19 protein-coding genes and 1 pseudogene are annotated in these 24445 nt (G+C 65.7%); 8 read left to right on the top strand and 12 right to left on the bottom strand.

Annotation, left to right across the window (positions count from 1 at the left end):
• Nucleotides 1-50: 50 nt before the first annotated feature.
• The 5 genes from RT131_RS11495 to prpB form a co-directional block, all read right to left on the bottom strand.
• Nucleotides 51-428 (bottom strand): endonuclease domain-containing protein, encoded by a 378-nt coding sequence (locus RT131_RS11495; protein WP_313172948.1) that lies wholly within the window; start codon nt 426-428, stop codon nt 51-53.
• A 159-nt stretch (nt 429-587) separates the two neighbouring features.
• Nucleotides 588-3203, bottom strand: a complete 2616-nt coding sequence (gene acnD / locus RT131_RS11490) for a Fe/S-dependent 2-methylisocitrate dehydratase AcnD (protein ID WP_313172947.1) — start codon at nt 3201-3203, stop codon at nt 588-590.
• A gap of 301 nt (nt 3204-3504) precedes the next feature.
• Nucleotides 3505-4662 (bottom strand): 2-methylcitrate synthase, encoded by a 1158-nt coding sequence (gene prpC / locus RT131_RS11485; protein ID WP_313172946.1) that lies wholly within the window; start codon nt 4660-4662, stop codon nt 3505-3507.
• A gap of 33 nt (nt 4663-4695) precedes the next feature.
• Nucleotides 4696-5286, bottom strand: coding sequence for a DUF1003 domain-containing protein (locus RT131_RS11480; protein ID WP_313172945.1), 591 nt, complete (start codon nt 5284-5286; stop codon nt 4696-4698).
• Nucleotides 5287-5315: 29 nt separating this feature from the next.
• The gene (prpB, locus tag RT131_RS11475) at nt 5316-6203 is read right to left on the bottom strand and encodes a methylisocitrate lyase (protein WP_313172944.1); all 888 of its coding nucleotides are present in this window, start codon (nt 6201-6203) and stop codon (nt 5316-5318) included.
• A gap of 122 nt (nt 6204-6325) precedes the next feature.
• On the opposite strand from prpB, the gene RT131_RS11470 reads away from it, so the two are divergent.
• Nucleotides 6326-7549 carry a citrate synthase family protein gene (locus tag RT131_RS11470; RefSeq protein WP_313172943.1) on the top strand — a complete coding sequence of 408 codons (1224 nt, stop codon included), beginning with the start codon at nt 6326-6328 and terminating at the stop codon, nt 7547-7549.
• 581 nt (nt 7550-8130) lie between these two features.
• On the opposite strand, the gene RT131_RS11465 is transcribed toward RT131_RS11470, so the two are convergent.
• The 4 genes from RT131_RS11465 to pdxH are packed head-to-tail and all read right to left on the bottom strand — an operon-like array spanning nt 8131 to nt 10320.
• Nucleotides 8131-8931: a cobalamin-binding protein gene (locus RT131_RS11465; RefSeq protein ID WP_313173003.1), complete on the bottom strand. Its 801-nt coding sequence runs from the start codon at nt 8929-8931 to the stop codon at nt 8131-8133.
• Nucleotides 8931-9269: a hypothetical protein gene (locus RT131_RS11460; RefSeq protein ID WP_313172942.1), complete on the bottom strand. Its 339-nt coding sequence runs from the start codon at nt 9267-9269 to the stop codon at nt 8931-8933. Before RT131_RS11460 ends, RT131_RS11465 begins: the two co-directional genes overlap by 1 nt.
• Entirely contained in the window at nt 9266-9724 is a 459-nt protein-coding gene (gene aac(6') / locus RT131_RS11455; RefSeq protein WP_313172941.1) for an aminoglycoside 6'-N-acetyltransferase, read from the bottom strand. The genes RT131_RS11460 and aac(6') overlap by 4 nt, the downstream gene beginning before the upstream one ends.
• Nucleotides 9721-10320 (bottom strand): pyridoxamine 5'-phosphate oxidase, encoded by a 600-nt coding sequence (pdxH, locus tag RT131_RS11450; protein ID WP_313172940.1) that lies wholly within the window; start codon nt 10318-10320, stop codon nt 9721-9723. The genes aac(6') and pdxH overlap by 4 nt, the downstream gene beginning before the upstream one ends.
• Before the next feature lie 42 nt (nt 10321-10362).
• Between pdxH and RT131_RS11445 the strand changes: the two genes are divergently transcribed.
• Complete coding sequence (locus tag RT131_RS11445) at nt 10363-11196, top strand: kinase (RefSeq protein ID WP_313172939.1); 834 nt, start codon at nt 10363-10365, stop codon at nt 11194-11196.
• A 101-nt stretch (nt 11197-11297) separates the two neighbouring features.
• Here RT131_RS11445 and RT131_RS11440 read toward each other — a convergent pair whose 3' ends face one another.
• Complete coding sequence (locus RT131_RS11440; RefSeq protein WP_313172938.1) at nt 11298-11501, bottom strand: dodecin family protein; 204 nt, start codon at nt 11499-11501, stop codon at nt 11298-11300.
• A 99-nt stretch (nt 11502-11600) separates the two neighbouring features.
• Between RT131_RS11440 and RT131_RS11435 the strand changes: the two are divergent.
• The 6 genes and pseudogenes from RT131_RS11435 to mdtD all read left to right on the top strand — a co-directional run.
• Nucleotides 11601-12122: pseudogene (locus tag RT131_RS11435) on the top strand (shikimate kinase); the annotation flags it as partial.
• A gap of 18 nt (nt 12123-12140) precedes the next feature.
• On the top strand, nt 12141-13250 hold the full coding sequence (gene aroB / locus RT131_RS11430; protein ID WP_313173002.1) for a 3-dehydroquinate synthase: 1110 nt from the start codon (nt 12141-12143) through the stop codon (nt 13248-13250).
• 287 nt (nt 13251-13537) lie between these two features.
• A complete protein-coding gene (locus tag RT131_RS11425; RefSeq protein WP_293716036.1) occupies nt 13538-13789 on the top strand; it encodes a WGR domain-containing protein in 252 nt (83 codons plus the stop codon).
• 60 nt (nt 13790-13849) lie between these two features.
• Nucleotides 13850-14923, top strand: coding sequence for a uroporphyrinogen decarboxylase (hemE, locus tag RT131_RS11420; RefSeq protein ID WP_313172937.1), 1074 nt, complete (start codon nt 13850-13852; stop codon nt 14921-14923).
• 75 nt (nt 14924-14998) lie between these two features.
• Nucleotides 14999-15637 carry a hypothetical protein gene (locus tag RT131_RS11415; RefSeq protein ID WP_313172936.1) on the top strand — a complete coding sequence of 213 codons (639 nt, stop codon included), beginning with the start codon at nt 14999-15001 and terminating at the stop codon, nt 15635-15637.
• 64 nt (nt 15638-15701) lie between these two features.
• Nucleotides 15702-17123 (top strand): multidrug transporter subunit MdtD, encoded by a 1422-nt coding sequence (mdtD, locus tag RT131_RS11410; protein ID WP_313172935.1) that lies wholly within the window; start codon nt 15702-15704, stop codon nt 17121-17123.
• A gap of 9 nt (nt 17124-17132) precedes the next feature.
• On the opposite strand, the gene RT131_RS11405 is transcribed toward mdtD, so the two are convergent.
• Complete coding sequence (locus RT131_RS11405) at nt 17133-20690, bottom strand: ATP-binding protein (RefSeq protein WP_313172934.1); 3558 nt, start codon at nt 20688-20690, stop codon at nt 17133-17135.
• 46 nt (nt 20691-20736) lie between these two features.
• The gene (locus RT131_RS11400) at nt 20737-24276 is read right to left on the bottom strand and encodes an ATP-binding protein (protein WP_313172933.1); all 3540 of its coding nucleotides are present in this window, start codon (nt 24274-24276) and stop codon (nt 20737-20739) included.
• Nucleotides 24277-24445 lie beyond the last annotated feature (169 nt).

The raw sequence follows: 24445 nt of genomic DNA, 5'->3' as shown, positions 1-24445 counted from the left end.
GGAGAGCGGGGCTTTGGTCCGCGCGAGCGCCGGCAATGCTGGAACTCGCGTCATTTGCTTTTGCCCCCCTCTCCCTTTACGGGAGAGGGGTTGGGGGAGAGGGCGCTCACAGTTGCAAGAATCACTTCCAGCACCGCATCGCCATTCCCAAGAATCTCGTTGTTCCAGAACCGCAGAACCGTGAAGCCTTGACTCTCCAGCCAGGCATCGCGCCTCGCATCCTGCCTGCTCTGGTTGTGTTGCCCACCATCAGCTTCAACTATCAGTCGCACGCCAAAGTGCACGAAGTCCACTACATACGGCCCCAGCGGCTGCTGTCGGCGGAACTTCTCACCCAGCAGACGATGTGCCCGAAGGTGGCGCCATAACCGATGCTCAGCTTCGGTCATGTTTTTACGTAGCGACTTTGCAAATTTGAGCTGCTGCATGATTGCGGGCCTCCTTTGCCCCCTCTCCCCAACCCCTCACCCGTAAAGGGAGAGGGGACTCAGGCCTCATGCAGTCTCATCAATCTCGCGAAACAGTTGGATCACCACTCTCCTCTCCCTTTACGGGAGAGGGGCCGGGGGAGAGGGTAGCTTTAGCCCTCAGGCAACCGAGCCCTCCAGGAAGTCCTGCGCAAACCGCTGCAGCACGCCGCCGGCCTCGTAGATCGCCACTTCCTCGTCCGAATCCAGGCGGCAGGTCATCGGCACCTTCAGCACCTCGCCGTTGCGACGGGTAATGACCAGGGTCAGGTCCGTGCCCGGGGTGCGCAGGCCGATCACGTCGTAGCTCTCGGTGCCATCGATGCCCAGGGTGTTGCGGTTGGTGCCCGGCTTGAACTCCAGCGGCAGCACGCCCATGCCGATCAGGTTGGTACGATGGATGCGCTCGAAGCCCTCGGCGGCAATCGCTTCCACGCCCGCCAGGCGCACGCCCTTGGCCGCCCAGTCACGCGAGCTGCCCTGGCCGTAATCGGCACCGGCGATGATGATCAGCGGCTGCTTGCGCTCCATGTAGGTCTCGATTGCTTCCCACATGCGCATGACCTTGCCTTCCGGTTCCACCCGCGCCAGCGAGCCCTGCTTCACGCTGCCGTCTTCGTTGCGCACCATCTCGTTGAACAGTTTGGGATTGGCGAAGGTGGCGCGCTGTGCGGTGAGGTGGTCGCCGCGGTGGGTGGCGTAGGAATTGAAGTCTTCCTCCGGCAGGCCCATCTTGGCCAGGTATTCGCCGGCCGCGCTGGACAGCAGGATGGCATTGGACGGGGACAGGTGGTCGGTGGTGATGTTGTCCGGCAGCACCGCCAGCGGGCGCATGCCACGCAGCGTGCGCTCACCGGCCAATGCACCCTCCCAGTACGGCGGGCGGCGGATGTAGGTGCTCTGCGGGCGCCAGTCGTACAGCGGGCTGACCTTCTCGCCATGCTCCACGCGCACGTTGAACATCGGGTTGTAGACCTTGCGGAACTGCTCCGGTTTCACTGCCGCCTTCACCACCGCATCGATCTCGGCGTCGCTCGGCCAGATGTCCTTCAGGCGCACCTCGTTGCCATCGGCATCCACGCCCAGCACGTCCTTCTCGATGTCGAAGCGCACGGTACCGGCGATGGCATAGGCGATCACCAGCGGCGGCGAGGCCAGGAAGGCCTGCTTGGCATACGGGTGGATGCGGCCGTCGAAGTTGCGGTTACCCGACAGCACGGCCGTCGAATACAGGTCGCGGTCGATGATTTCCTGCTGGATCTTCGGGTCCAGCGCGCCGCTCATGCCGTTGCAGGTGGTGCAGGCGAAGGCGACGATGCCGAAGCCCAGCTTCTCCAGATCCGGCAGCAAGCCGGCTTCTTCCAGGTACAGCTGCACGGCCTTGGAGCCCGGCGCCAGCGACGACTTCACCCACGGCTTGCGGGTCAGGCCACGCGCATTGGCGTTGCGCGCCAGCAGTGCCGCGGCAATCACGTTGCGCGGGTTGGAGGTATTGGTGCAGCTGGTGATGGCGGCGATGATCACCGCGCCGTCGGGCATCAGGCCTTCGGCTTCCTCGCCCCGGCCGCTTTGCAGCTTGGCTTCGTCGGCGATGCCGCGCTCGGCCAGATCCGACACCGGCAGGCGCTTGTGCGGGTTGCTGGGGCCGGCCATGTTGCGCACGACGCTGGACAGGTCGAACTCAAGCACGCGCTCGTACTGCGCGGTTTCCAGCGCGTCGGCCCACAGCCCGGTGGTCCTGGCGTAGTTCTCGACCAGCGCCACCTGGGCCTCGTCGCGGCCGGTCAGGCGCAGATAGTCGATGGTCTGCTGGTCGATGTAGAACATCGCCGCGGTCGCACCGTATTCCGGGCACATATTGGAGATGGTGGCGCGGTCACCGATGGTCAGCGCAGCCGCGCCTTCACCGAAGAACTCCAGCCAGGCCCCGACCACACGCTCCTTGCGCAGGAACTCGGTCAGTGCCAGCACCACGTCGGTGGCGGTGATGTTCGGCTGCGGCTTGCCGGTCAGCTTGACGCCGATGATGTCGGGCAGGCGCATCCATGAGGCGCGGCCCAGCATCACGTTCTCGGCTTCCAGGCCGCCAACACCAATGGCGATGACGCCCAAGGCATCCACGTGCGGGGCGTGGCTGTCGGTGCCGACGCAGGTATCCGGGAAGGCCACCCCGCCCTGCTGGTAGATCACCGGCGACATCTTCTCCAGATTGATCTGGTGCATGATGCCGTTGCCCGGCGGGATCACATCGACGTTCTCGAAGGCCAGCTTGGTCCAGTCGATGAAGTGGAAGCGGTCTTCGTTACGGCGGTCTTCGATGGCGCGGTTCTTGGCGAACGCGTCCGGATCGTAGCCGCCACATTCCACCGCCAGCGAGTGATCGACGATCAGCTGCACCGGTACCACCGGATTCACCTTGGCCGGGTCACCGCCCTTGTCGGCGATGGCATCACGCAGGCCGGCCAGGTCGACCAGCGCGGTCTGGCCGAGGATGTCGTGGCAGACCACGCGTGCCGGGAACCACGGGAAATCGAGGTCACGCTTGCGCTCGATCAGCTGCTTGAGCGAATCGGTGAGCGTGGCCGGGTTGCAGCGGCGCACCAGGTTTTCGGCCAGCACGCGCGCGGTATAGGGCAGCGTGGCATAGGCGCCGGGCTGGATGGCATCGACTGCGGCGCGGGCGTCAAAGTAATCCAGCGTGCTGCCGGCAAGGTGTTTGCGGTAATCGGTATTCATGGCTGGCCTGTGAGGGTCTGGGCTTGCTGGTGTGCCTTGGGTTGTACGCGGATGCCTGCGATTGCAGCAATCCCACAGCAACACCTGGAATCTGGTGGTTCCCTTCTCCCGCCTGCGGGGGAAGGTGCCCAAAGGGCGGATGGGGGGAGCTCTTGCTCTCGCTTGAGCTCCAGCTTTGCTTCGTTTTTTTTCTACGGGCTTGAAGCGGGCTGTACGTGCTAGAAGCTTCCCCTCACCCCAACCCCTCTCCCGCAAGCGGGAGAGGGGCTTTTAGGCATCACGCATCATCTACGCTTCGGACTCAGCCGCGCTTGTCCAGCGGCACGAAGGTCTGGTCTTCCGGACCGGTGTAATTCGCGCTCGGGCGGATGATCTTGCCGTCGATGCGCTGCTCGATGATGTGCGCACTCCAACCCGCAGTGCGCGCAATGACGAACAGGGGCGTGAACATCGCGGTCGGCACGCCCATCATGTGGTAGCTGACAGCGCTGAACCAATCCAGGTTCGGGAACATCTTCTTGATGTCCCACATCACCGACTCCAGGCGCTCAGCGATGTCGTACATCTTCATGTTTTCCTGCTCGGCCGACAGCTCGCGCGAGACCTCCTTGATCACCTTGTTGCGCGGATCGGACACGGTATAGACCGGGTGACCGAAACCAATTACCACTTCCTTGCGCTCGACGCGGGCCTTGATGTCGGCCTCGGCTTCGTCCGGCGTTTCATAACGCTTCTGCACTTCGAAGGCGACTTCATTGGCGCCACCGTGCTTGGGACCGCGCAGCGCACCGATACCACCGGTGATGGCGCTGTACATGTCGCTGCCGGTGCCGGCGATGACGCGGCAGGCGAAGGTCGAGGCGTTGAATTCGTGTTCCGCGTACAGGATCAGGCTGGTGTGCATGGCCTTGACCCAGGACTCCCGCGGCTGCTCGCCGTGCAGCAGGTGCAGGAAGTGGCCGCCGATCGAATCATCGTCGGTCTCCACGTCGATGACCTTGCCGTTGTGGCTCCAGTGGTACCAGTACAGCAGCATCGAGCCCAGCGAGGCCATCAGCTTGTCGGCGATGTCACGCGCGCCCGGGTGATTGTGGTCGTCCTTCTCCGGCGACACGCAGCCCAGCACGGAAACACCGGTGCGCATCACATCCATCGGGTGCGCCGACGGCGGCAGCTCTTCCAACGCAGCCTTCACCGCTGCCGGGATGCCACGCAGCGCTTTCAGCTTGGCCTTGTAGGCGCGCAGCTCGGCCTTGTTCGGCAGCTTGCCGTGCACCAGCAGGTGGGCGATTTCCTCGAACTCGCTGGTGTTGGCCAGGTCCAGGATGTCGTAGCCACGGTAATGCAGGTCGTTGCCGCTGCGGCCAACGGTACACAGGGCGGTATTGCCGGCAGCGGTACCGGACAGGGCGACGGACTTCTTCGGCTTGAACGCGGGTGCGGCAGTTTGCTCTGACATGGTGTTTACCTCCGGGAAAACGGGTTCACGATTTCAATCAGGATTACGATCGGTGCCGCGCGTGGTCTGCTCCAGCAGCCGTTGCAGCATCTCGATCTGGCGGTTCTGTTGTTCAACCAGCAAAGCCCAATCCTGCGAACGCAGCAGGTCGAGCTTTTCGTGGATCTGCAGTACTTCAAGTTCGGACTTGATGTTGACCTGGTAATCGTTCTCGGCATGCATCCGGTCCACGGCCGCCTGCCGGTTCTGGCTCATCATGATGATCGGCGCCTGCACCGCCGCCAGGCAGGACAGCACCAGGTTCAGCAGGATGTAGGGATAGGGATCGAAGGCCTTGGCCAGCATGAAACTGTTGGCCACCATCCAGACCAGCAGCAGGAAGAAGAAGCACAGGATGAAACTCCAGCTTCCTCCTACCTGTGCCACCCGGTCGGCCACCCGCTCACCGAAGCTGCGCGCAGCGTGGAATTCCTGCCCCACGTTGCGCGCGACCTTGCGCCGCGAAATGAAGCGCTCCACCACCAACCGCTCCTCCGGCGGCAACTGCTCCAGTTCCTTCTGCAGGAACTGCCGCGCCGTTTCTCGGCGATCGACACGTGCGGTTCGGGACGAAGTGCTTGCCATGGCGGTTCAGGTGGCCGGGAAAGGCCCCATCATGCACCCTTGCCAGCGAATACCTTATCCAGCTGCGCCTCGAAAGCGTGGTAACCAATGCGGTCATACAGCTCCTCGCGGGTCTGCATGGTGTCCACCACATTACGCTGGTGGCCGTCACGGCGGATGGCCTGGTACACGTTCTCGGCGGCCTTGTTGGCGGCACGGAACGCGGACAGCGGGAACAGCTGCATCGCCACGCCGGCCGCGGCCAGTTCATCGCGGCTGAACAGCGGAGTCGCGCCGAATTCGGTGATGTTGGCCAGCAGCGGCACCTTCACCGCGTCGGCGAAGCGCTTATAGGTTTCCAGGTCGTAGGCCGCCTCGGCAAAGATGCCGTCGGCACCGGCTTCCACGCAGGCAAGCGCGCGCTCGATGGCCGCGTCCACGCCTTCCATCTGGATGGCATCGGTGCGGGCGATCAGGAAGAAGTCCGGATCGGTCTTGGCATCGGCGGCGGCCTTCACGCGGTCAACCATTTCACCCTGCGAGACGATTTCCTTGCCCGGGCGGTGACCGCAGCGCTTGGCGCCAACCTGGTCCTCGATATGGCAGGCAGCGGCGCCAGCCTTGATCAGCGATTTCACCGTGCGCGCGATGTTGAACGCGCTGGGGCCGAAGCCGGTATCGATATCCACCATCAGCGGCAGGTCGCAGACATCGCTGATGCGGCGCACGTCGATCAACACATCTTCCATCGTGTTGATGCCCAGGTCCGGCAGGCCCAGCGAGCCGGCAGCAACACCGCCGCCGGACAGGTAGATGGCGCGGTAACCGGCGCGCTTGGCCAGCAGGGCGTGGTTGGCATTTATCGCACCCACCACCTGCAGCGGGGATTCGGCGGCCAGTGCGGCGCGGAAGGCAGCGCCGGCGGAAGAAAGACTCATGGGTTGGCTCCTGGCTTGTGGCTGGGCGGTGGCGAGCATGCCATTCCGCTGTGACGGTTAATCTGGCACCATCAGATGCATTGATCAATCTTGATTCAATAAATCAACCTATTGAATACGCCATGTCCGACGCCCTCGACCCCGAACTGATCCCCGCCAACGAAGCCTGCGCCCTGCTCGGCATCAGCGCCGCCACGTTGTATGCCTATGTCAGCCGCGGTCAGCTGAGCTCGCGGCCCGGGCCCTCCGCCCGCAGCCGGGTGTACCTGCGGGCGGAGGTGGAACGGCTGGCGCAGCGCAAACGGGCCGGCCGTGGTGCCGAGCGCGGCGCGGCGCAGAGCCTGGATCGCGGCCTGCCGGTGCTGGAAACCCGCATCTCGCTGATCCGCCCGGATGCGCCTTATTACCGTGGCCGTTCGGCCGTAGCCGCGGCGCAGGCCGGCGCCACGCTGGAGGACATCGCCCGCCTGCTGTGGGAGTGCGAAGAGCAGAATCCCTTCACCAGCACCGCCCTGCCCGCCTGGCCCGAGCGCATTGCCGGCCTGGCACTGGACGCCAGCCTGCCGCCGGTGGAACGCACCATGGCCTGCATCCCGCTGCTGGCCCTGGAGCAACGCCAGTCACTCAATGCTGCTGCGCCGGTCCGGCGCGAAGTCGCCGCCTTGTTGCTGCGGCAGAACGCCGCCCTGCTGGTCGGCACCGCGGCGGACACACGGCCCGTGCACCGGCTGCTTGCCGATGCCTGGGTGCCGGGCGATGCGGCATTCGCCGAACTGGTGCGTGCGGCGCTGGTGCTGTGTGCCGATCACGAACTGAATGTGTCCGCGTTTGCCGCGCGCGTGGTTGCCTCCACCGGCGCGCACCTGCATGCCACGGTGAGCGCGGGCCTGGCGGCGCTGTCCGGGCCACGCCATGGCGGCGCCACCGCGCGCGCGCATGCCCTGCTGGTGGATGCCGAAGCCAGTGGCGCGCCAGCGACCTTCATTGCCGAGCGCTGGCGCCGCGGTGATGAGCTGCCGGGCTTCAATCATCTGCTGTATCCCGAGGGTGATCCGCGCGGTGCGGAGGTATTGCGGCAGCTACGCGAACGCTGTGGCGATTCGCCACGCATGCGCCATGTGGAAGCGGTGCTGGCGGCCACCGAGGAAGTCAGCGGGCAGCGGCCGAACATCGACGGCATGCTGGGTGCCATCTGCTATGTCTACGAATTGCCGGGCGCACATGCGCTGGTGATGTTCGCCACTGCCCGGCTTACCGGCTGGCTGGCGCATGCGTTGGAACAACAGGCGTTGGGCACCTTGATACGGCCACGTGCGCGCTATACCGGCTTGGCACCGAGGGGGTGAGCTTGTACTCCCTCCCTTTTGCGCAGCAAAGGGGAGGGTTGGGGAGGGGTAAGCTGTTGCGGCCTTGCCCGCATCACCAGCTTCGCGGCTTACGCCGCTCCCACATCCGAACGGCGATGCGTTTCTGCTCCCTCCCTTTTGCGCAGCAAAGGGGAGGGTTGGGGAGGGGTAAGCTGTTGCGGCCTTGCCCGCATCACCAGCTTCGCGGCTTACGCCGCTCCCACATCCGAACGGCGATGCGTTTCTGCTCCCTCCCTTTTGCGCAGCAAAGGGGAGGGTTCGGGGAGGGGTGAGCTTTTGCGGTCCTTCCCGCATCACCAGCTTCGCGGCTTACGCCGCTCCCACATCCGAACGGCGATGCACTTCTGCTCCCTCCCTTTTGCGCAGCAAAGCGGAGAGTTGGGGAGGGGTAAGCTTTTGCGGCCTTTCCCGCATTGCCAGCTTCGCGGCTTACGCCGCTCCCACATCCGAACGGCGATGCACGTCTGCTCCCTCCCTTTTGCGCAGCAAAGGGGAGGGTTGGGGAGGGGTAAGCTTTTGCGGCCCTTCCCGCATCGCCAGCGTCGCGGCTTACGCCGCTCCTACAAGGCCCCTGCCCGCTTCGACCATTGATTGATGATCTGCGCGATGGCCTGCACGCCATCGGTCAGCGCCGCCGGGCCAGGCTGCAGGATCAGTGGCGACTTGATCTCATGCAGTTCGCCATCCCGCACCGCATTGATCGCCTCCCAGCCCGGACGTGCGGCCACCCGCTCCGGGCGGAACTTCTTGCCGCACCAGGAACCGATGATGATGTCCGGGTTGCGCGCAATTACCGGGTCGCCATCGGCAAGGATGCGCGCCTTGGCCAGAGGCTCGCGCGACAACTCCGGGAATACATCGATGCCGCCGGCAATCTCCACCAGCTCCGCACCCCACTGGATGCCGGTGATGATGGGCTCATCCCATTCCTCGACATAGACCCGCGGGCGCTGCGGCAGCCTTGCCGCCTGCGCGGCTATTGCATCCAATCCGCGCTGCAATTCGTCGGCATAGGCGTTGGCACGGGCCGCCACACCCACCAGCCCGCCCAGGCGGCGGATGTAATCGAGGATGCCGGCCACGCTGCGGTGGTTGGCAATCCACACCTCCACACCGTTACGGATCAGCTCGGCGGCGATATCGGCCTGGATGTCGGAAAAGCCAATCGCCAGGTCCGGCTTGAGCTTGAGGATCTCGCCGACCTTGGCGCTGGTGAAGGCGCTGACCTTGGGCTTGTCGCGGCGCGCCTGCGGCGGCCGCACGGTGAAACCGCTGATGCCGACGATACGGTCCTGCTCGCCCAGGGCATACAGCGTCTCGGTAGGTTCTTCGGTAAGGCAGACAATGCGACGCGGGCCGATCATGCGACGGCAAACTCCGTTGTATCGACGAAAACCGCCGGGGTATTCCATGGATGATGCGCGGCGATGGCGTACAGCAAGCGCTGCAGGCGCTGTGCATCACGTGCTATGCAGAACTCCAGCCGCACCGTGGGCTGATGCACCCGTTCACCGCCCTGCCCCTGCACGCTGCGGGTGCCGGGCAGTACCCGGTACTGCTCATCGGCAGCGCTCTCCCACATACCCTCGGCGTAACCGCCTGCGGCAAGATCATCAACGGCAAGAATGCCCTGCTTCAACCGCGCCAGATCCGCCGGCGGCACGAATACGGTAATGCGGTAGACCGGCTGCAGCTTCATGCCGCCGGGCCGTCCAACGGCATGCGGTAATAGATCACCCGCTCGGTCTCGGCGAAGCCGCTGCCCAGATGTGCGGCTTGCGCCAGCGCATTGTCCAGGGCCGTGTCCGATGCCAGCTCACTGCATCCCTGCGCAACTGCCCAGCGGGCAACTTCGGCTACCAGCGCACGCCCGATGCCCTTGCCACGCAACGCCTCGACCACGTACCAGCCTTCCAGAAATCCCACCGGTGAGCTGGCCGTGCCATTGACATGGTCATGGCGCAGATTGGCCTCGGCCAGACCCACCGGCCGGCCTTGGTCGAAGGCAAGCAGCACGGTGCCACCTTCTTGCAGCAACTGTTGCAGCTCGGCCAGCTCGGTGCCGCAGTCCGGCCACAGCGCGCGTCGCAGCTGCGCCCATGCCGGCCAGTCACTGGCCAGCGCGCGACGGATCACGGGGCCGGCTGTATTCATGGATACAGCATCCGCTTGCCCCACTCGCCTGCGGCGTCGGCTTCGTAGCACCAGCGTTCGTGCAGGCGGAAATCGGCGCCGTACCAGAACTCGATGCGCCGCGGCACGATACGCACCCCACCCCAACCCTCCGGGCGTGGTACCTCACGGCCTTCAAAGCGCTGTTCGAAACCGGCCAGACGCTGCTCGAACTCCTCGCGCGAAGCCAGCGGCTGCGATTGCACCGACGCCCAGGCACCAATCTGGCTCATGCGCGGGCGGCTGGCGAAGTAAGCATCGGATTCGGCCGCGGTTACCAGCTGCGCATCACCTTCAATGCGTACCTGGATGCCGGCCTCGCGGAGGCTGCGCCACAGGAACAGCAGTGCCGCCGCGTGGTTGTCATGCAGCTCGCGGCCCTTGCGGCTATCCAGATGCGTGTAGAACACGAAGCCACGCTCGTCGAAAGCCTTGAGCAGCACGGTGCGTGCCGATGGCCGGCCATCGATGTCCACGGTCGCGACGGTCATCGCGGTGGCATCGATCTCTCTGCCAGCCTTGGCCTCTTCAAACAATGCGGCGAAAGTCGAAAGCGCTTCTGCGTAAAGATTGGTCATGGTCCTGCTTCGTAGGGCACGTGTTTGGGCTATTGTGGCGGCATGTCCCCCGTTCCGCACAGTTTTTCCCAACGCCGCTTCGCGCCGGCACTGGTTGCACAGGCGCTGGATGATGCATTGGCCAGTGCCGACGCTACGCCGGTACTGGCGATCAGCGGCGTACAGGGCAGCGGCAAGTCAACGCTGGCCGCACAGATCGTGGATCTGGCACGCACGCGCGGCCTGTGCGCCGCCGCCGTGTCCATCGACGACACCTACCTGACCCGTGCGCAACGGCAACGGCTGGCCGATCGCGTGCACCCCTTGCTTGCCACACGCGGGCCACCGGGAACACATGACCTGGCACTGGCGCTGGCCACGTTGGATGCGGCCAAGGCAGGCCAAGGCTTCCTGTTGCCGCGTTTCGACAAGCTCGCCGACGAACGCGTGCCGGAAGCGCAGTGGAAAAGAATCGAACAACCCCTCGACCTGCTGGTATTCGAAGGCTGGTTCCTGGGCACCCCGGCTGAAACCGATGCTGCCCTGCAGATGCCATTGAACGCATTGGAGCGCGACGCCGATGCCGACGGCACCTGGCGACGCTGGTGCAACCAGGCGCTGGCCGAACACTACCCGGCCTTGTGGCGGCGCTTTGACCGGCTGTGGATGCTGCAACCACCCAGCTTCGCGGTGGTGCCGCACTGGCGCTGGCAGCAGGAACAAGCCCTGCAGCAGGCCTCACCCGGCCGCAGCAGCATGACCCGTGCGCAGCTGGAGCGTTTCGTGCAGTTCTACGAACGCATCAGCCGGCAGGCACTGCGTACCCTGCCGGGCATCGCCGACCGGGTCATCGCGCTGGACGCCCAGCGGCAACCACTGGCCGACACCGCGGATTGACGCATTGCGGCTGGCAAGGCCGGATCACCGCGCAGGAACAGCTCGACGGCGATAGCGCCGCCGAACCGTTGCCGGCGCTCGCGCAACAACGCGCGGCGCGATCACTGCACCAGGAAGGTGATCCGCAGGTTGACCCGCCATTCGATGATGTTGCCATCGCCGTCGGTGACAACCTTGGTCTCGTTGACCCACGCGCCCTGGATGCCCTTGACCGTCTCGGCCACCTTCTTGATGCCGCTACGTACCGCATCCTCGACGCTGGTTTTGGAGGCCGCGCTGACTTCAATGATTTTCGCCACTGACATGTCCAACTCCTTGGTTGCACCACGAACCATTCGTGGAACTTCCGAGCTTGGCTGCTACCGTGTTAAGGCACTGACACGAGGTGCTAGCATCTTCCGGTAATGAATCCCGCCCCCAATCTCATCCTGGTCGGCCCCATGGGCGCCGGCAAAACCAGCATCGGCCGCCGCCTCGCCGAGCGCTTTGGGTTGGTATTCGTGGATGCCGACCAGGCCATCGTCGACGACGTGGGCTCCAGCATCCCGGCCATATTCGAGAACGTCGGCGAAGCCGGCTTCCGTGCCCATGAAAAGCGGGTACTGACCCGCCTGTTGGCCGGCAGCGGCCAATTGATTTCCACCGGCGGCGGTTGCGTGCTGGATCCAGACAATCGCCGGCACATCCGCCAGCACGGCTTCGTGGTCTACCTGCGGGTCAGCGTGGCCTCGCAACTGGCGCGGCTGCACCGCGACAAGACCCGCCCCCTGCTGCAGCGCGAGGACCGCGAACAGGTGCTGCACACCATGGCTGGCATCCGCGATCCGCTTTACCGCGAAGTAGCCGACCTGATCATCGATACCGACCTCTATACCCCCGCCGATGCCACCGCGCACACCGTAACCCGGCTTGTCGCGCAATGGCAGATCCTGGAACCCACCCGCATGACCGCCCCCACCCGCACCGTCGCCGTCGGCGGCGACCACCCCTACCAGATCCATATCGGTCCGGACCTGCTGTCCCAGGCGCAGACACTGGCCGGCGCCATCCGTGGCCGCCATGTACTGCTGGTCAGCGACGACACCGTCGCACCGCTATACCTGGCCCAGGTGCAGACCGCGCTGCTGGCAGCCCGCCCCGACCTGAAGATCGGCCAGTACATCATCCCCGCCGGGGAAGCCTCCAAGACGCTGGAAAACTTCAGCGGCGCAATCAATGCACTGGCGACCCTGGGCGCCACCCGCGACGCCTGCGTGCTGGCCCTGGGTGGCGGCGTGGTCGGCGACCTGGCCGGCTTTGCCGCTGCCTGCTGGATGCGCGGGGTCGACTGCGTGCAGCTGCCGACCACCCTGCTGTCGATGGTCGATTCCTCGGTGGGCGGCAAGACCGCGGTGGACATCCCGCAGGGCAAGAACCTGGTCGGCGCCTTCCATCCGCCGCGCGCGGTGGTGGCCGATACCGCCGCCCTGCGCAGCCTGCCGCTGCGCGAGCTGCGCGCCGGACTGGCCGAAGTCATCAAGTACGGCGCCATCCGCGACCCGCTGTTCTTCCAGTGGCTGCAGGCCGAACGCGAGGCGCTGCTGGCCGGTGACGACAGCACGCTGGCCCAGGCCATCGCCCGCAGCTGTGAGCACAAGGCCGAGATCGTCGCCCGCGATCCGCTGGAAAAAGGCGAGCGTGCCCTGCTCAACCTCGGCCACACCTTCGGCCATGCCATCGAAACCGCACAGGGCTATGGCGCGCCGGGCAACGACAACCTCAACCATGGCGAGGCGGTGGCGGTCGGCATGGTGCTGGCAGCGCAGTTGTCGGCCGCGCTGGGCATGGCCGATGCGGCCGATACCGAGGTCCTGCGTGAACTGCTGCAGGCCTACGGCCTGCCAACCCGCATCCCCGCCGGCCTGGATGCCGAGGCCTTGCTGGGACATATGAGGCTGGACAAGAAGAACATCGCCGGCCGCCTGCGGCTGGTGCTCTGGCGCGGTATCGGCAAGGCCGAGGTGGTGCCGGATGTGGATGAAGCGGCGGTGTTGGCGGTGCTGCGGCAGGGCTGAGCGGCAAGTCGACCACCGCGCTCTGAAGCCCCTCTCCCTGCGGGGTGAAAGGGGCAGCTTGCGAACCACTGGTTCGCTGCCCATTGAACGCCCTTGCGCTGGCGCAAGGGTCGGGGGCGCGTAGCGGGGGTTGGGGTGAGGGTCCGGGCGAAGCCTGATGGCGTCAAAAGAGCATGGGGCTTCGCCCGCACCCTCATCCGCCCTTCGGGCACCTTCTCCCGCCGGGAGAAGGAGGACGCGGCCCCCAAAACCAGCCCAAAACCCGCACAACGGCTACAATCGCCGCCATGCGCGTCCTACTGCAACAGCCGCCCAGCGGCAATGAAGCCCCCCGCTACGTTCAACTGTCCCTGGTGCCGGATCTGCTCGGCGGCTGGGAGTTGCTGCGTGAGAGCGGCCAGACCGGTGGCCGCATCCAGCTGCGCCGCGAGCTGTTCCTGCAGCACGACGAGGCCGTGCATGCCTTCGAGAAGGCCCGCGACGGCCAGATCAAGAAAGGCTTCCAGGTGATGTTCACCGCCGGCCAGCCCGCGCCCTGATTTCCGCATTCCTCGCAGGTGCGCCGCAGCGCGCCTGCGGTTCTTACCCAGGAGTTCCATGTGACCAGCCCACTTCGCAATGACCGCTTCCTGCGCGCCCTACGCCGCGAGCCCGTGGACTACACCCCCGTCTGGCTGATGCGCCAGGCCGGCCGCTACCTGCCGGAGTACCGCGCCACCCGTGCCCGCGCCGGCAGCTTCCTGGGCATGGCCAAGAATCCGGAAGTTGCCTGCGAAGTGACCCTGCAGCCGCTGGAGCGCTTTGACCTGGATGCCGCCATCCTGTTCTCGGACATCCTCACCGTGCCCGATGCGATGGGCCTGGGCCTGTATTTCGTCGACGGCGAAGGCCCCAAGTTCAAGCACCCGGTGCGTGATGCCGCCGCGGTCGCCAAGCTGGCGGTGCCGGACATGGAGACCGAGCTGCGCTACGTGATGGACGCAGTACGCCTGATCCGCCGCGAGCTGGACGGCAAGGTGCCGCTGATCGGTTTCTCCGGCAGCCCATGGACCTTGGCCTGCTACATGATCGAAGGCGGCGGCAGCAAGGATTTCGCCCGCATCAAGGCAATGGCGCTGAACGAGCCCAAGGCCCTGCACCAGCTGCTGGAGGTGGTGACCGATGCGGTCATCGCCTACCTGTCGGCACAGCGCGCGGCCGGTGCGCAGGCCCTGCAGGTGTTCGACACCTGGGGCGGCGTGCTCGGCCCGGCGATGTACCGCGAATTCTCACTGCGTTACCTCAACCGCATCGCCAGCGAGCTCAAGCGCGGCGACAGCGCCGAGCGCACCCCGCTGATCCTGTTCGGCAAGGGCACCGGCCAGTACGTGGCCGAGCTGGCCGCCAGCGGCGCCGAAGGCGTCGGCGTGGACTGGACCATCTCGCTGGAAGACGCTGCACGCGCAGCCGGCGGCAAGGTCGCGCTGCAGGGCAACCTGGACCCGACCACGCTGTACGGCTCGCCCGATGCGATCAGCCGCGAAGTCGGCAAGGTGCTGGAAAGCTATGCCGCCGGCAATGGCGGCTCGCGCGAAGGCCATGTATTCAACCTTGGCCACGGCATGTCGCCGGACATGAACCCCGAGCACGTCGCCGTGCTGGTGGATGCGGTGCATCGCCTCAGCCGCCGCTGAGGTCCGAAGGCCCGGAAGCTTGACTTCAATCTTCCGGGCCCGGACGCTGGGCGCCCCTCATCAGGCCCACGTCCCATGTCCAAACCTTGCAAGTCTCTGCTGTTGGCATTGGCAATCGCTGCGCCACTCGCAGCAAGTGCTGCACCGCCGCCACTGCAGTTGGGCGAGGATGACTTCCCGACGCTGGCCGCGTTTCCTGAAGTCGCACAGCTGACCATCTTCAGCACCGGGCCGATGGACTTCCCGACCAGCTGCAAACAGATCCGCATTGCGCGAGCGGAAGAAATCGCACCTCGCTGGCGGCCGTACATCACCCGCCTTTCGCTCGACCGCTGCAGCACCGAATCCGTCGGCACCGATGCCATGCAGGACACCTCGTACGATGCCAGCGCCAGGATCAAGCCCGGATTGGTGACACTGTACGGCTTGCCGGTCATAGAGACCCGCGAAACGCTGGCCGAAATGTACGGCAACCGCACACTGGTACTTGCGGTTCCGCTGCAGAAGGCAGTAGAGAAAATAGGCCCGATCAGCGAGCGCAACTGCGCACCGCGGGCGCGCAACAACCCTGGCATCCCAACCAACTGCAAGATGGAGCGCATTGACGAGGACAGCTGGAGCATCACCATCGGCGAACTCAACTCCACCATCATGCTGAGCCGGAACCCTGACGATTCCGGATCAACCCTGTACACCATTGGCGGCGGCGATTGATCTACGCGGCATCTGCACACGCATCGGAGGACAATGAAGGCCTGCCTGTGCGCGAGCCGTCCTGATGTCCCCCGCTCCCCCGCTCCCCCTGCCCGCCAGCTCTGCCCAGAAACCCCTGCTATGGCTGGTGTCGCTGGCCATTTTCATGCAGATGCTGGACTCGACCATCGTCAACACGGCCTTGCCGGCGATGGCACGCAGCCTGGGCGAAAGCCCGTTGCAGATGCAGTCGGTGGTGTTCAGTTACGCGTTGGCGGTGGCTACCTTCATTCCGGCATCCGGCTGGATCGCCGATCGCTTCGGCACGCGCCGCACCTTCCTCGGCGCAATCGTGCTGTTCACCCTGGGCTCACTGGCCTGTGCACTGTCACCGACGCTGCAGTGGCTGGTGGCGGCGCGCGTGCTGCAGGGCATAGGCGGCGCGATGCTGCTGCCGGTAGGCCGCCTGGCGGTGATGCGCTCGGTGCCACGCGAACAATTCCTCTCGGCGATGAGCTTCATCGCCATCCCCGCGCTGATCGGCCCCCTGCTGGGCCCGACCCTCGGCGGCTGGCTGGTGGAGGTCGCGTCCTGGCATTGGATCTTCCTGATCAACCTGCCAATCGGCGTGATCGGCTTCGTCGCCGCGCTGAAAATCATGCCCGACCATTATGGTCAGCGGAAACAGCGCTTCGATCTGGCCGGATACCTGATGCTTGCGTTCGGCATGATCGCCCTGTCGCTGGCATTGGACGGCGTCTCGGCGGTCAACTCGGCGCACGCCGTGGTGCTGTTGCTGGCGGTGGTTGGCATCGCCGCACTGGCGGGCTATTGGCTGCATGCCGCCAGCGCGACCAATGCGCTGTTTCCGCTCAGCCTGTTCAAGGTGATCAGCTTCCGCATCGGCATCCTCGGCAACCTGTTCTCGCGCATCGGCAGCGGGGCGATGCCCTTGTTGATTCCGTTGCTGCTGCAGGTGGGCATGGGCCTGAGCCCGATGACCGCCGGCATGATGATGATTCCGGTGGCGTTGTCCGGCATGGCCGCCAAGCGCGCTGCGGTGACGCTGGTGGAACGTTTTGGCTACCGCCGCATCCTGATGATCAACACCGTCTGCGTGGGCCTGGCGATGGCCAGTTTCGCCCTGATCACCGCCGGGCAGCCCTTGTGGTTGCGGCTTACCCAGCTGGCGATCTTCGGCGCGGTGAATTCAATGCAGTTCACCGTAATGAACACCGTTACCCTGCGCGACCTGGACACGCATCAGGCCAGCAGCGGCAACAGCCTGTTGTCGATGGTGATGATGCTGGCCACCGGCTTTGGCGCCGCGACCGCGGGCAGCCTGCTGGCGGCCTTTGGCGAACATTTGAGCGGCCACGGCGCAACCGCGGCGCTGCATGCCACCTTCCTGTGCGTGGGTGCCATCACCCTCAGTTCGACCCTGGTGTTCTGGCAGTTGCCCGACAACCGCCCGCATCCGCGCGCGGTTGAAGAGGTCGCCGAATAGTCGCCCGCCTCAATCCTGTGCGGCCTGCGCCTGTTGCCGACGCTGCGCGTCAAGTACCCCGGCAATGGCCTCCAGCAGCATCTGCGCGGTCACCGGCTTGCGCAGGAAGTCGGCGAAGCCTGCTTCGCGCGCCAGTGGTTCGGCCTCGCCATCGGAACGCGCGGTCACGGCGATCAATGGCATTTCGTAACCCATCGTCTTCAACTGCCGGGCCAGCCCAAAACCGTCGATGCCGGGCAGGTCCAGATCCAGCAACGCCACATCGAACTCCTGGCTGGACAACTCGGCCAGCGCCGCCAGACCATGTGCCGCATGCACCGCACCATGTCCGTGCACTTCCAGCAAACCACGGATAACCGCGGCAATGGTCGGGTCATCCTCCACCAGCAGCACGCGCTGCGGCGGCAGGTTCATCCAGGTGTTGTTGCCAGCGTCATCATCCATCGAGGTCGGCGGCACTTCCCAGGCCAGCGGCAGGTCGACTATGAAACGCGTGCCTTCGCCCAGGCTGCTCTCCACATCGATGCTGCCGCCCATTGCCATGCTCAACTCATTGCAGATAGCCAGGCCCAGGCCGCTGCCGCCGTAGCGTGCGGCGGTACGCGCGCCGTCCGCCTGCTCGAAACGGCGGAACAGGCGCTGCTGTTGCTCGGCACTGATCCCCGGGCCGGTGTCGCTGACCTCGAAACGCACACCCTTGCCCCCTTCCTGCAGGCGAACGCGCAGGCTCACCGAACCACGGCTGGTGAACTTGATCGCATTGCCGAGCAGATTGAGCAGGATCTGCCTGAGTCGCATCACATCGCCGGTCAATCGCGTCCGCGGCGATGCGTCATTGTCGAAATCAAAGGCCAGCCCGCGTCGTTGTGCCAGCGGCTCCATCAGCCCACGCACGTCTTCAAGCAGCTGCCGCAGCTCCAGCGGTTGATTCTGCAGTTCCAACCGACCGGCCTCGATGCGGGCCAGGTCCAATGCATCGTTGACCAGCCGCAACAGGTGTTCGCCGGCGCGGCGGATCGACTGCGTATAGCCGCGCTGGCGCTCATCCAGTGGCGTGGCCAACAACAGCTCGCTCATGCCCAACACACCGGTCATCGGCGTCCGCACCTCATGCCCAAGCGTTGCCAGGAAGCGCGTCTTGGCCAGCGAGGCCTGTTCGGCCAGCTCCTGCTTGTGGCGTGCCAACTGCCATTCATTGCGCCTGCGCAGACGCCGCTGGTACAGCCAGGCGCCCCCCAAGGTCAGTGCCACGCCAAGCACGAGGAACGTCATCACACCGGCCGGACTGCGCACCCAGGGCGGCTGCACCCGGAACGCCAACGTCTGCACCGGTGACCAGACGTTGTCCGACGTTGCCGCTTGGATTTCGAGCTGATAGCGTCCCGGCGGCAGCCGTGAAAACACCCGATCGCCACTGGCCCCGACATCCACCCAGTCCGGGTCGTAGCCGGCGAGACGGAAGCGATAGGTATTGGTGGCCGAGTCGGCGAAGGAGAGCAATCGCGCCGCAATGCGCAGATCACGGTCGCCATCGAGGATCTGCAGCGGCGACTCGAGCGTGATGTCGCGCTCCTTGTCACCACGGCGCACGCTGACCCGTTCGATGATCAACGGCGGCCGACGGGTCGACGGCTTGACCTGATCGGGATCGAACAACACCACGCCATCGGGCGTGCCACCGGCAAGCTGGCCGCTGCGCGCCTGTACCAGCGAACGGCGACGGAACTCCTGCCCTGGCAGGCCATCATGCACGCCATACAGGCGCACCGAACGATTGGCCGGATCAATGCGGATCAGGCCGCGCGCACTGATCGCCCACGCCACGCCTTCGGCATCGACCAGCAGGCCGGTCGCCGCCAGCATCGGGAAGCCCTGCTCGGCGCCCACCCGATCCAGCAGCGTCATCCGCTGCCCATCCCACAGATAGCGGTCCATGCGCCCCAGGCCAGCGATCCAGACCACGCCGGTATCGGTGACATTGAAGGTGGACACCCGTCCCGCTGGTCCGCCCGGCACCGGCGTGAAGCGCCCGCTCTGTGACTGCCAGGCGTGCAGGCCGGTGCCGGCCGCCAACCACAGGTGATCGCCCGGGCCACACTGCATGTCTTCCACCAGCACTTCCGGCACGCCGGCCTGCCCCGGCTGCAGCTGCAGCAGCACACGCCCATCGGCATCCCGCTGCTGCATGCCCCCGTCTTCGGAGTAGATCCAGATCCGTCCGCCATCACAGCTGCGCACGATATCGGCATCGCCGACCATCGCCGCATCCTTGCCGTCACCGCTGTGCCAGCGCTGCACGGCACCGTCGCGCGGGTCATAGCGCACCAGCGCATCGAGGCTGCCAATCCAGACCTTGCCACGCGCGTCCTCCACCACCGATTGCGGCCAGTTGGTGCCATCAACCGCCTGCAGGTGATGCTGGACATCGCCGGTGCCCGGATCCAGTCGATCCAGGGCACCGCGCGTACCGACCACCCAGATGCCACCGGAGGCGGATGGCGCCAGCGCCAGCGCATAGGGATTGCGCAGCGAGGCGGGATCATCCAGATGCCGCGACAGCACCGAGAACTGTCGCCAGCTCGGCGGCAGATGCCATAGGCCAGCATTGGTGCTGGCGAACCACAGGCCGCCTTCGCGATCCTCGTAGGCACTGGACCAGTTGGGCTTTACGATTCCGCGTTCCTGCGAGCTGTACAGCGGCACATTGCGCACCACGCTGCTACGGATGCGGCCCAGCCCCGAGCGGGTATCCAGCCAATAGCTGCCGTCGGCGGAATACTGCAGCATGTTGAATACGTCGCCTGGTGCAGCACCTGCCCAACTGGCTGCTTCAAAACGACCGTCGGCATGACGCAGCACAACGCCCTCGTTGGTGGCCACCCACAGCCGGCCCTGCTTGTCCACCTTCAAGCCGTTGATGCGCGGCGATGGCAACAACGCACTGCTGACCCGGTCGAAGCCTGCGCCGTTCCAACGCGCCAGGCCGCCCTTGGTGCCGACCCAAAGACTGCCATCGGGCGTGACCGTCATGTAGGTCACCGACGCCGCCGGCAGGCTGTGTTCGTCCCCTGCGATCGGCATGAAGCGTCGGATGTTGCCTTCCGGATCCAGTCGGTGCAGGCCACCGGTGGCGGTACCGAACCAGACATTGCCATCGGCCGTGGAGGCGATGGCCCAGATCGTATTGCTGCCAATCTGCGGATAGGTCTGCTGGTCGAAAAAGGTGAACTTGAGGCGGTCCGGCGACAACATCACCAGTCCGGCGTTCTGCGTGCCAATCCACAGACGATTGGACTTGTCCGTGTGCAGGCTCCACACCACGTTGTCGCGCAAGCCGTTCTCGGCACGCCAGATGCGGTAGTTGCGGCCGTCGTAACGGGCCAGGCCGTCACGGCTGGCCAGCCACAGGTAACCGGTAAGGTCCTCGGCGAAGGCGTTGATGTTGCTCGATGGCAGGCCATCGGCCACGGTCAGCTGCCGCGGCTGCGGCGTTGCAGGCACTTCGGCAGCCGCGGATGCCGTGATCAGCAGCAACCCGCCCAGCAACATCCCTGCAAACCATTTCATCAAACCCTGCCTCCTGCCGCGCCGCCCAGCGCGTTTGTGATGGCACCTATTGTGCCTGTCCCGTCGCTGCCAGGGCTTCGGCAATCGCATCGACCAGCATCTGCCCGGTCACCGGCTTGCGCAGGAAGCCCACCATCCCGGCCGCACGCGCCAACTGTTCGGCCTGCGCGTCGGCACGTGCGGTCACCGCGATCAACGGGAAACGATGCCCGGAGCCGCGCAACTGGCCAGCCAACGCTATGCCATCCAGGGCTGGCAGATCCAGGTCCAGCAGGCCGACATCGAATGTCTGCCCGCCCACCTCGGCCAGCGCCGCCAAACCATGTGCCGCGTGTATCACCTGATGGCCGCGTGCGGTCAGCAGGCCGGTGATTACCTGCGCCACGGTCGGATCATCTTCAACCAGCAAGACCTGCAGCGGCTGCAGCGCAGTGCCGGACTCGGCCACCGCCGCAGCGGCGCTGCCAGCCGCCGAATACTCCCAGCGCAAAGGCACTTCGAGGACGAAGCGCGCGCCTTCCCCCAGGCGGCTTTCGACCCGCATGCGCCCCCCCATCGCCATGGCCAGTTCCTGGCAGATCGCCAGCCCCAATCCACTGCCGCCGTAACGCGATGCGGTGCGGTTGCCATCGGCCTGTTCGAAACGCTGGAACAGGCGGCTTTGCTGTTCGGCACTGATGCCCGGCCCGGTATCCCGCACGCTCAGGCAGATGCCGCTCTGCCCGGGCAGCAGCTCTGCCGCCACCGACACCTTGCCGCGTTCGGTGAACTTGATCGCATTGCCCAGCAGGTTCATCAGGATCTGCCGCAGGCGCATCGCATCGCCCACTACCATGACCGGCGTTGGAAACGCTGCCGCGGGTTCAAACACCAGTCCACGGCGCTCGGCCATCGGTGCCATCAGCGCGCTTACTTCCTGCAGCAGGCGGCCGAGCTCGAAGGGACGATTATCAAGCTCCAGCTTGCCTGCCTCGATGCGCGCCAGGTCCAGGGCATCATTGACCAGCCCGAGCAGGTGCGTGCCGGCCTGTTGGATGGCGTTGGCGAAACGCTGTTGGCGCGCATCCAGCTCGGTGCCCAGCAACAGCTCAGTCATGCCCAGCACGCCAGTCAGCGGCGTGCGCACCTCATGGCCCAAGGTTGCCAGGAAGCGGGTTTTCGCCTCCGAGGCCTGTTCGGCCAGTTCCTGCTTGTGCAGCGCCAACTGCCATTCATTGCGCCGCCGCTCGCGGCGCCGGTAGCCGAACACCGCCGCCGCCGCCAACAATCCGAGCAGCAGTGCCCAGGCCGCCAGCGCCCAGCTGCTGCGCCACCAAGGCGGTGCGACGTCGATCTGCAGTGTCTGCGCGGGAGTCCACGGACCATCGGCCGCCGCACCCTGCACCTGCATGCGGTAGGTGCCGGCGGGCAGCCGCGATACCAGCCGTTCGCCGTCACTGCCCAGATCCACCCAGTTCTGGTCATAGCCTTCGATCTGGACCCGGAAACGGTGCCGCGCCGGATCCACATAGGACAGCAGGCGTCCGGTCACCCGCAGATCGCGGTCGCGTGGGCCGAGATGGATCAAGGGGCCTTTCAGCCGCTGCTCGCGCGCGGCATCGTCGCGACGCACACCTATCGACTCGATCACCAACTGCGAGCCTACCGGCGCGGCAACCTTGGCGTCGGGGTTGAAACTGAGCAGCCCCGTGGCGGATACCGCCAATGCCCGGCCGCAGCCTGCGTGCGCGGGCGGCCTGGCGGTGAACTCGGTGTCAGTCAGGCCATCGCCTTCTTCCAACACCCGCACCCGCGCTGCGCCCGGCTGCCACCATAACAACCCGCGCGTGGTCGTCGCCCACAACTGACCACTGCAGCCCGCCACCAGGCCGCCGATCGCTGCCGCCGGCACCCCGTCATCGGTGCCCAGCCGTTGCTGCAGGGAGAAGCCACTGGCGTCATGGCGATAGCGCTCCAGCGCACCATCGCGCGCCAGCCACGCGCTGCCATCAGCAAGGAACACCAGGTCGTAGACCATGCCTTCCGACACCCCGGCAACACTGACGAAGCGCTTGCCATCAAAGCGCTGCACGCCGGCGCCACCGACCAGCCACAGGCTGCCATCAGTGCCCAGTCGCAGTTGTTCAACCAGCTTCTCCGGCAAGCCGGAGGCGGTGCCCTGCGGATAGGCCGCCAGCAACCGGCCATCGGCCGCACGGTGCTGCAGGCCATAGTTGATGATGGACAACCACATGCTGCCGTCGGCGGCCAGTCGCATCAGGTCAGCGCGCTGGGTCGGATCGTCGCCCACCCCCAGGTCGATACGGCGGACCTGCCCGTCCGATGGCCGGTATAGCGTGATGCCACCTGCACGCCCCAGCCAGATCACACCGTCACTGCCACGCTGCACCGACCAGATACTGCCCGGCCCCAACTGCGCCTCGCCGGCCAACTGCGACAACTTGCCGGCCGCATCCAACTGGTACAGGCCGTGCCCGCCCACCACCAGGAATCCATTGCCATCAGCCGCCGAGTTGATCAGGTACAGGCTCTCCAGCGACTTGCCGTCGAGCTGATAGTGGCTGGAAAAACGTGACCAGTCCGGGCGCAGGTAGGCCATGCCCTGGGTCAGCAATGCCGTCCAGATGCCGCCCTCATGATCCTGCAGCAGATCCAGTACACCACTGCTGCCGGTCAGGAAGCCGCTGCCACCGTCGCCTTCCAACAACTGCAGGCGTTGCGCGTCCCCGCGATACAGTCCATTGGAGCTGCCCATCCAGTAGCGCCCATCGCGATCGTGCAGCACCACCGCCGCACGCGTCTGTGCGGCCTGCGGCCAGGGCGCCGGTGATACCGCGCCATCATCCATGACCCGGTACAGGCCTTCATCGGTGCCCACCCAGATGCCGCCATCGCGGTCACCGCTCAGCCGGATCACATCCTTGCCCTGCAGCAGCGGCGAGCGCACGCTGGCGAAGCCGGCCCCCGGCCGCCAGCGCACCAGCCCGGACGTGGTTCCGATCCAGATACTGCCGTCCTTGCCCGGCAACAAGGCGTAAATCGTGTCATCGGGCAGGCTGCGCGGGTCGTCGGGCCGGTGCTGGTAGCGGCTGATCCGGCCATCGGCATGCAACAGGCAGATGCCGCTGCCGCTGGTGCCTACCCAAAGGTCGGTGCCCTGGGTGGCCAGTGCCCATACCTGGTGTTTACAGATCGCCTCCAGTTCGGCGAAACGGGTAAAACGCTGCCGGTTGGCGTCCAGCATTGCCAGCCCCGCGCCATTGGCACCCACCCAGACCCGGTCGCGGGAATCGATAAGCATCGTTTCCAGGGTGTTGCCCGGCAGCGAACCGGACACCTGCGGATCATGCCGCCAGACCCGCAAATGGGTACCGTCATAGCGCGCCAGACCATCGTCGGTGGCCGCCCACACATAACCATGGCGGTCCTGGGCCAGCGCAAGCACGGTGCGTGACGGCAGACCCTCGGCCACCCCCAGACGCCGCATGCGGGGGGTTTCAGCCAGATCCAGGGCGGCCGCCAGGCACGGCCACAACAACAGCAACGCCAATACGCCCAGCCGCGCACCTCGAAGAATCCATTTCATCAACGCCCGACACTCCCCATCGCGGACCGGCATGTATCACCACCCAACCGCCGCGACTTTAGCGCCGCCCCCGGCCCCGGGCAAAGTAACCCGAACCGGCTACGTAACAAACCGTTGCGCAATATGCGCACAAACCCTCACCTGCATCCGCCTAGAATCCCCTATCCCG

It is taken from the genome of Stenotrophomonas sp. (assembly GCF_032066555.1).
GTDB lineage: Bacteria > Pseudomonadota > Gammaproteobacteria > Xanthomonadales > Xanthomonadaceae > Stenotrophomonas.
This window is presented reverse-complemented; position numbering and strand designations above follow the sequence as displayed.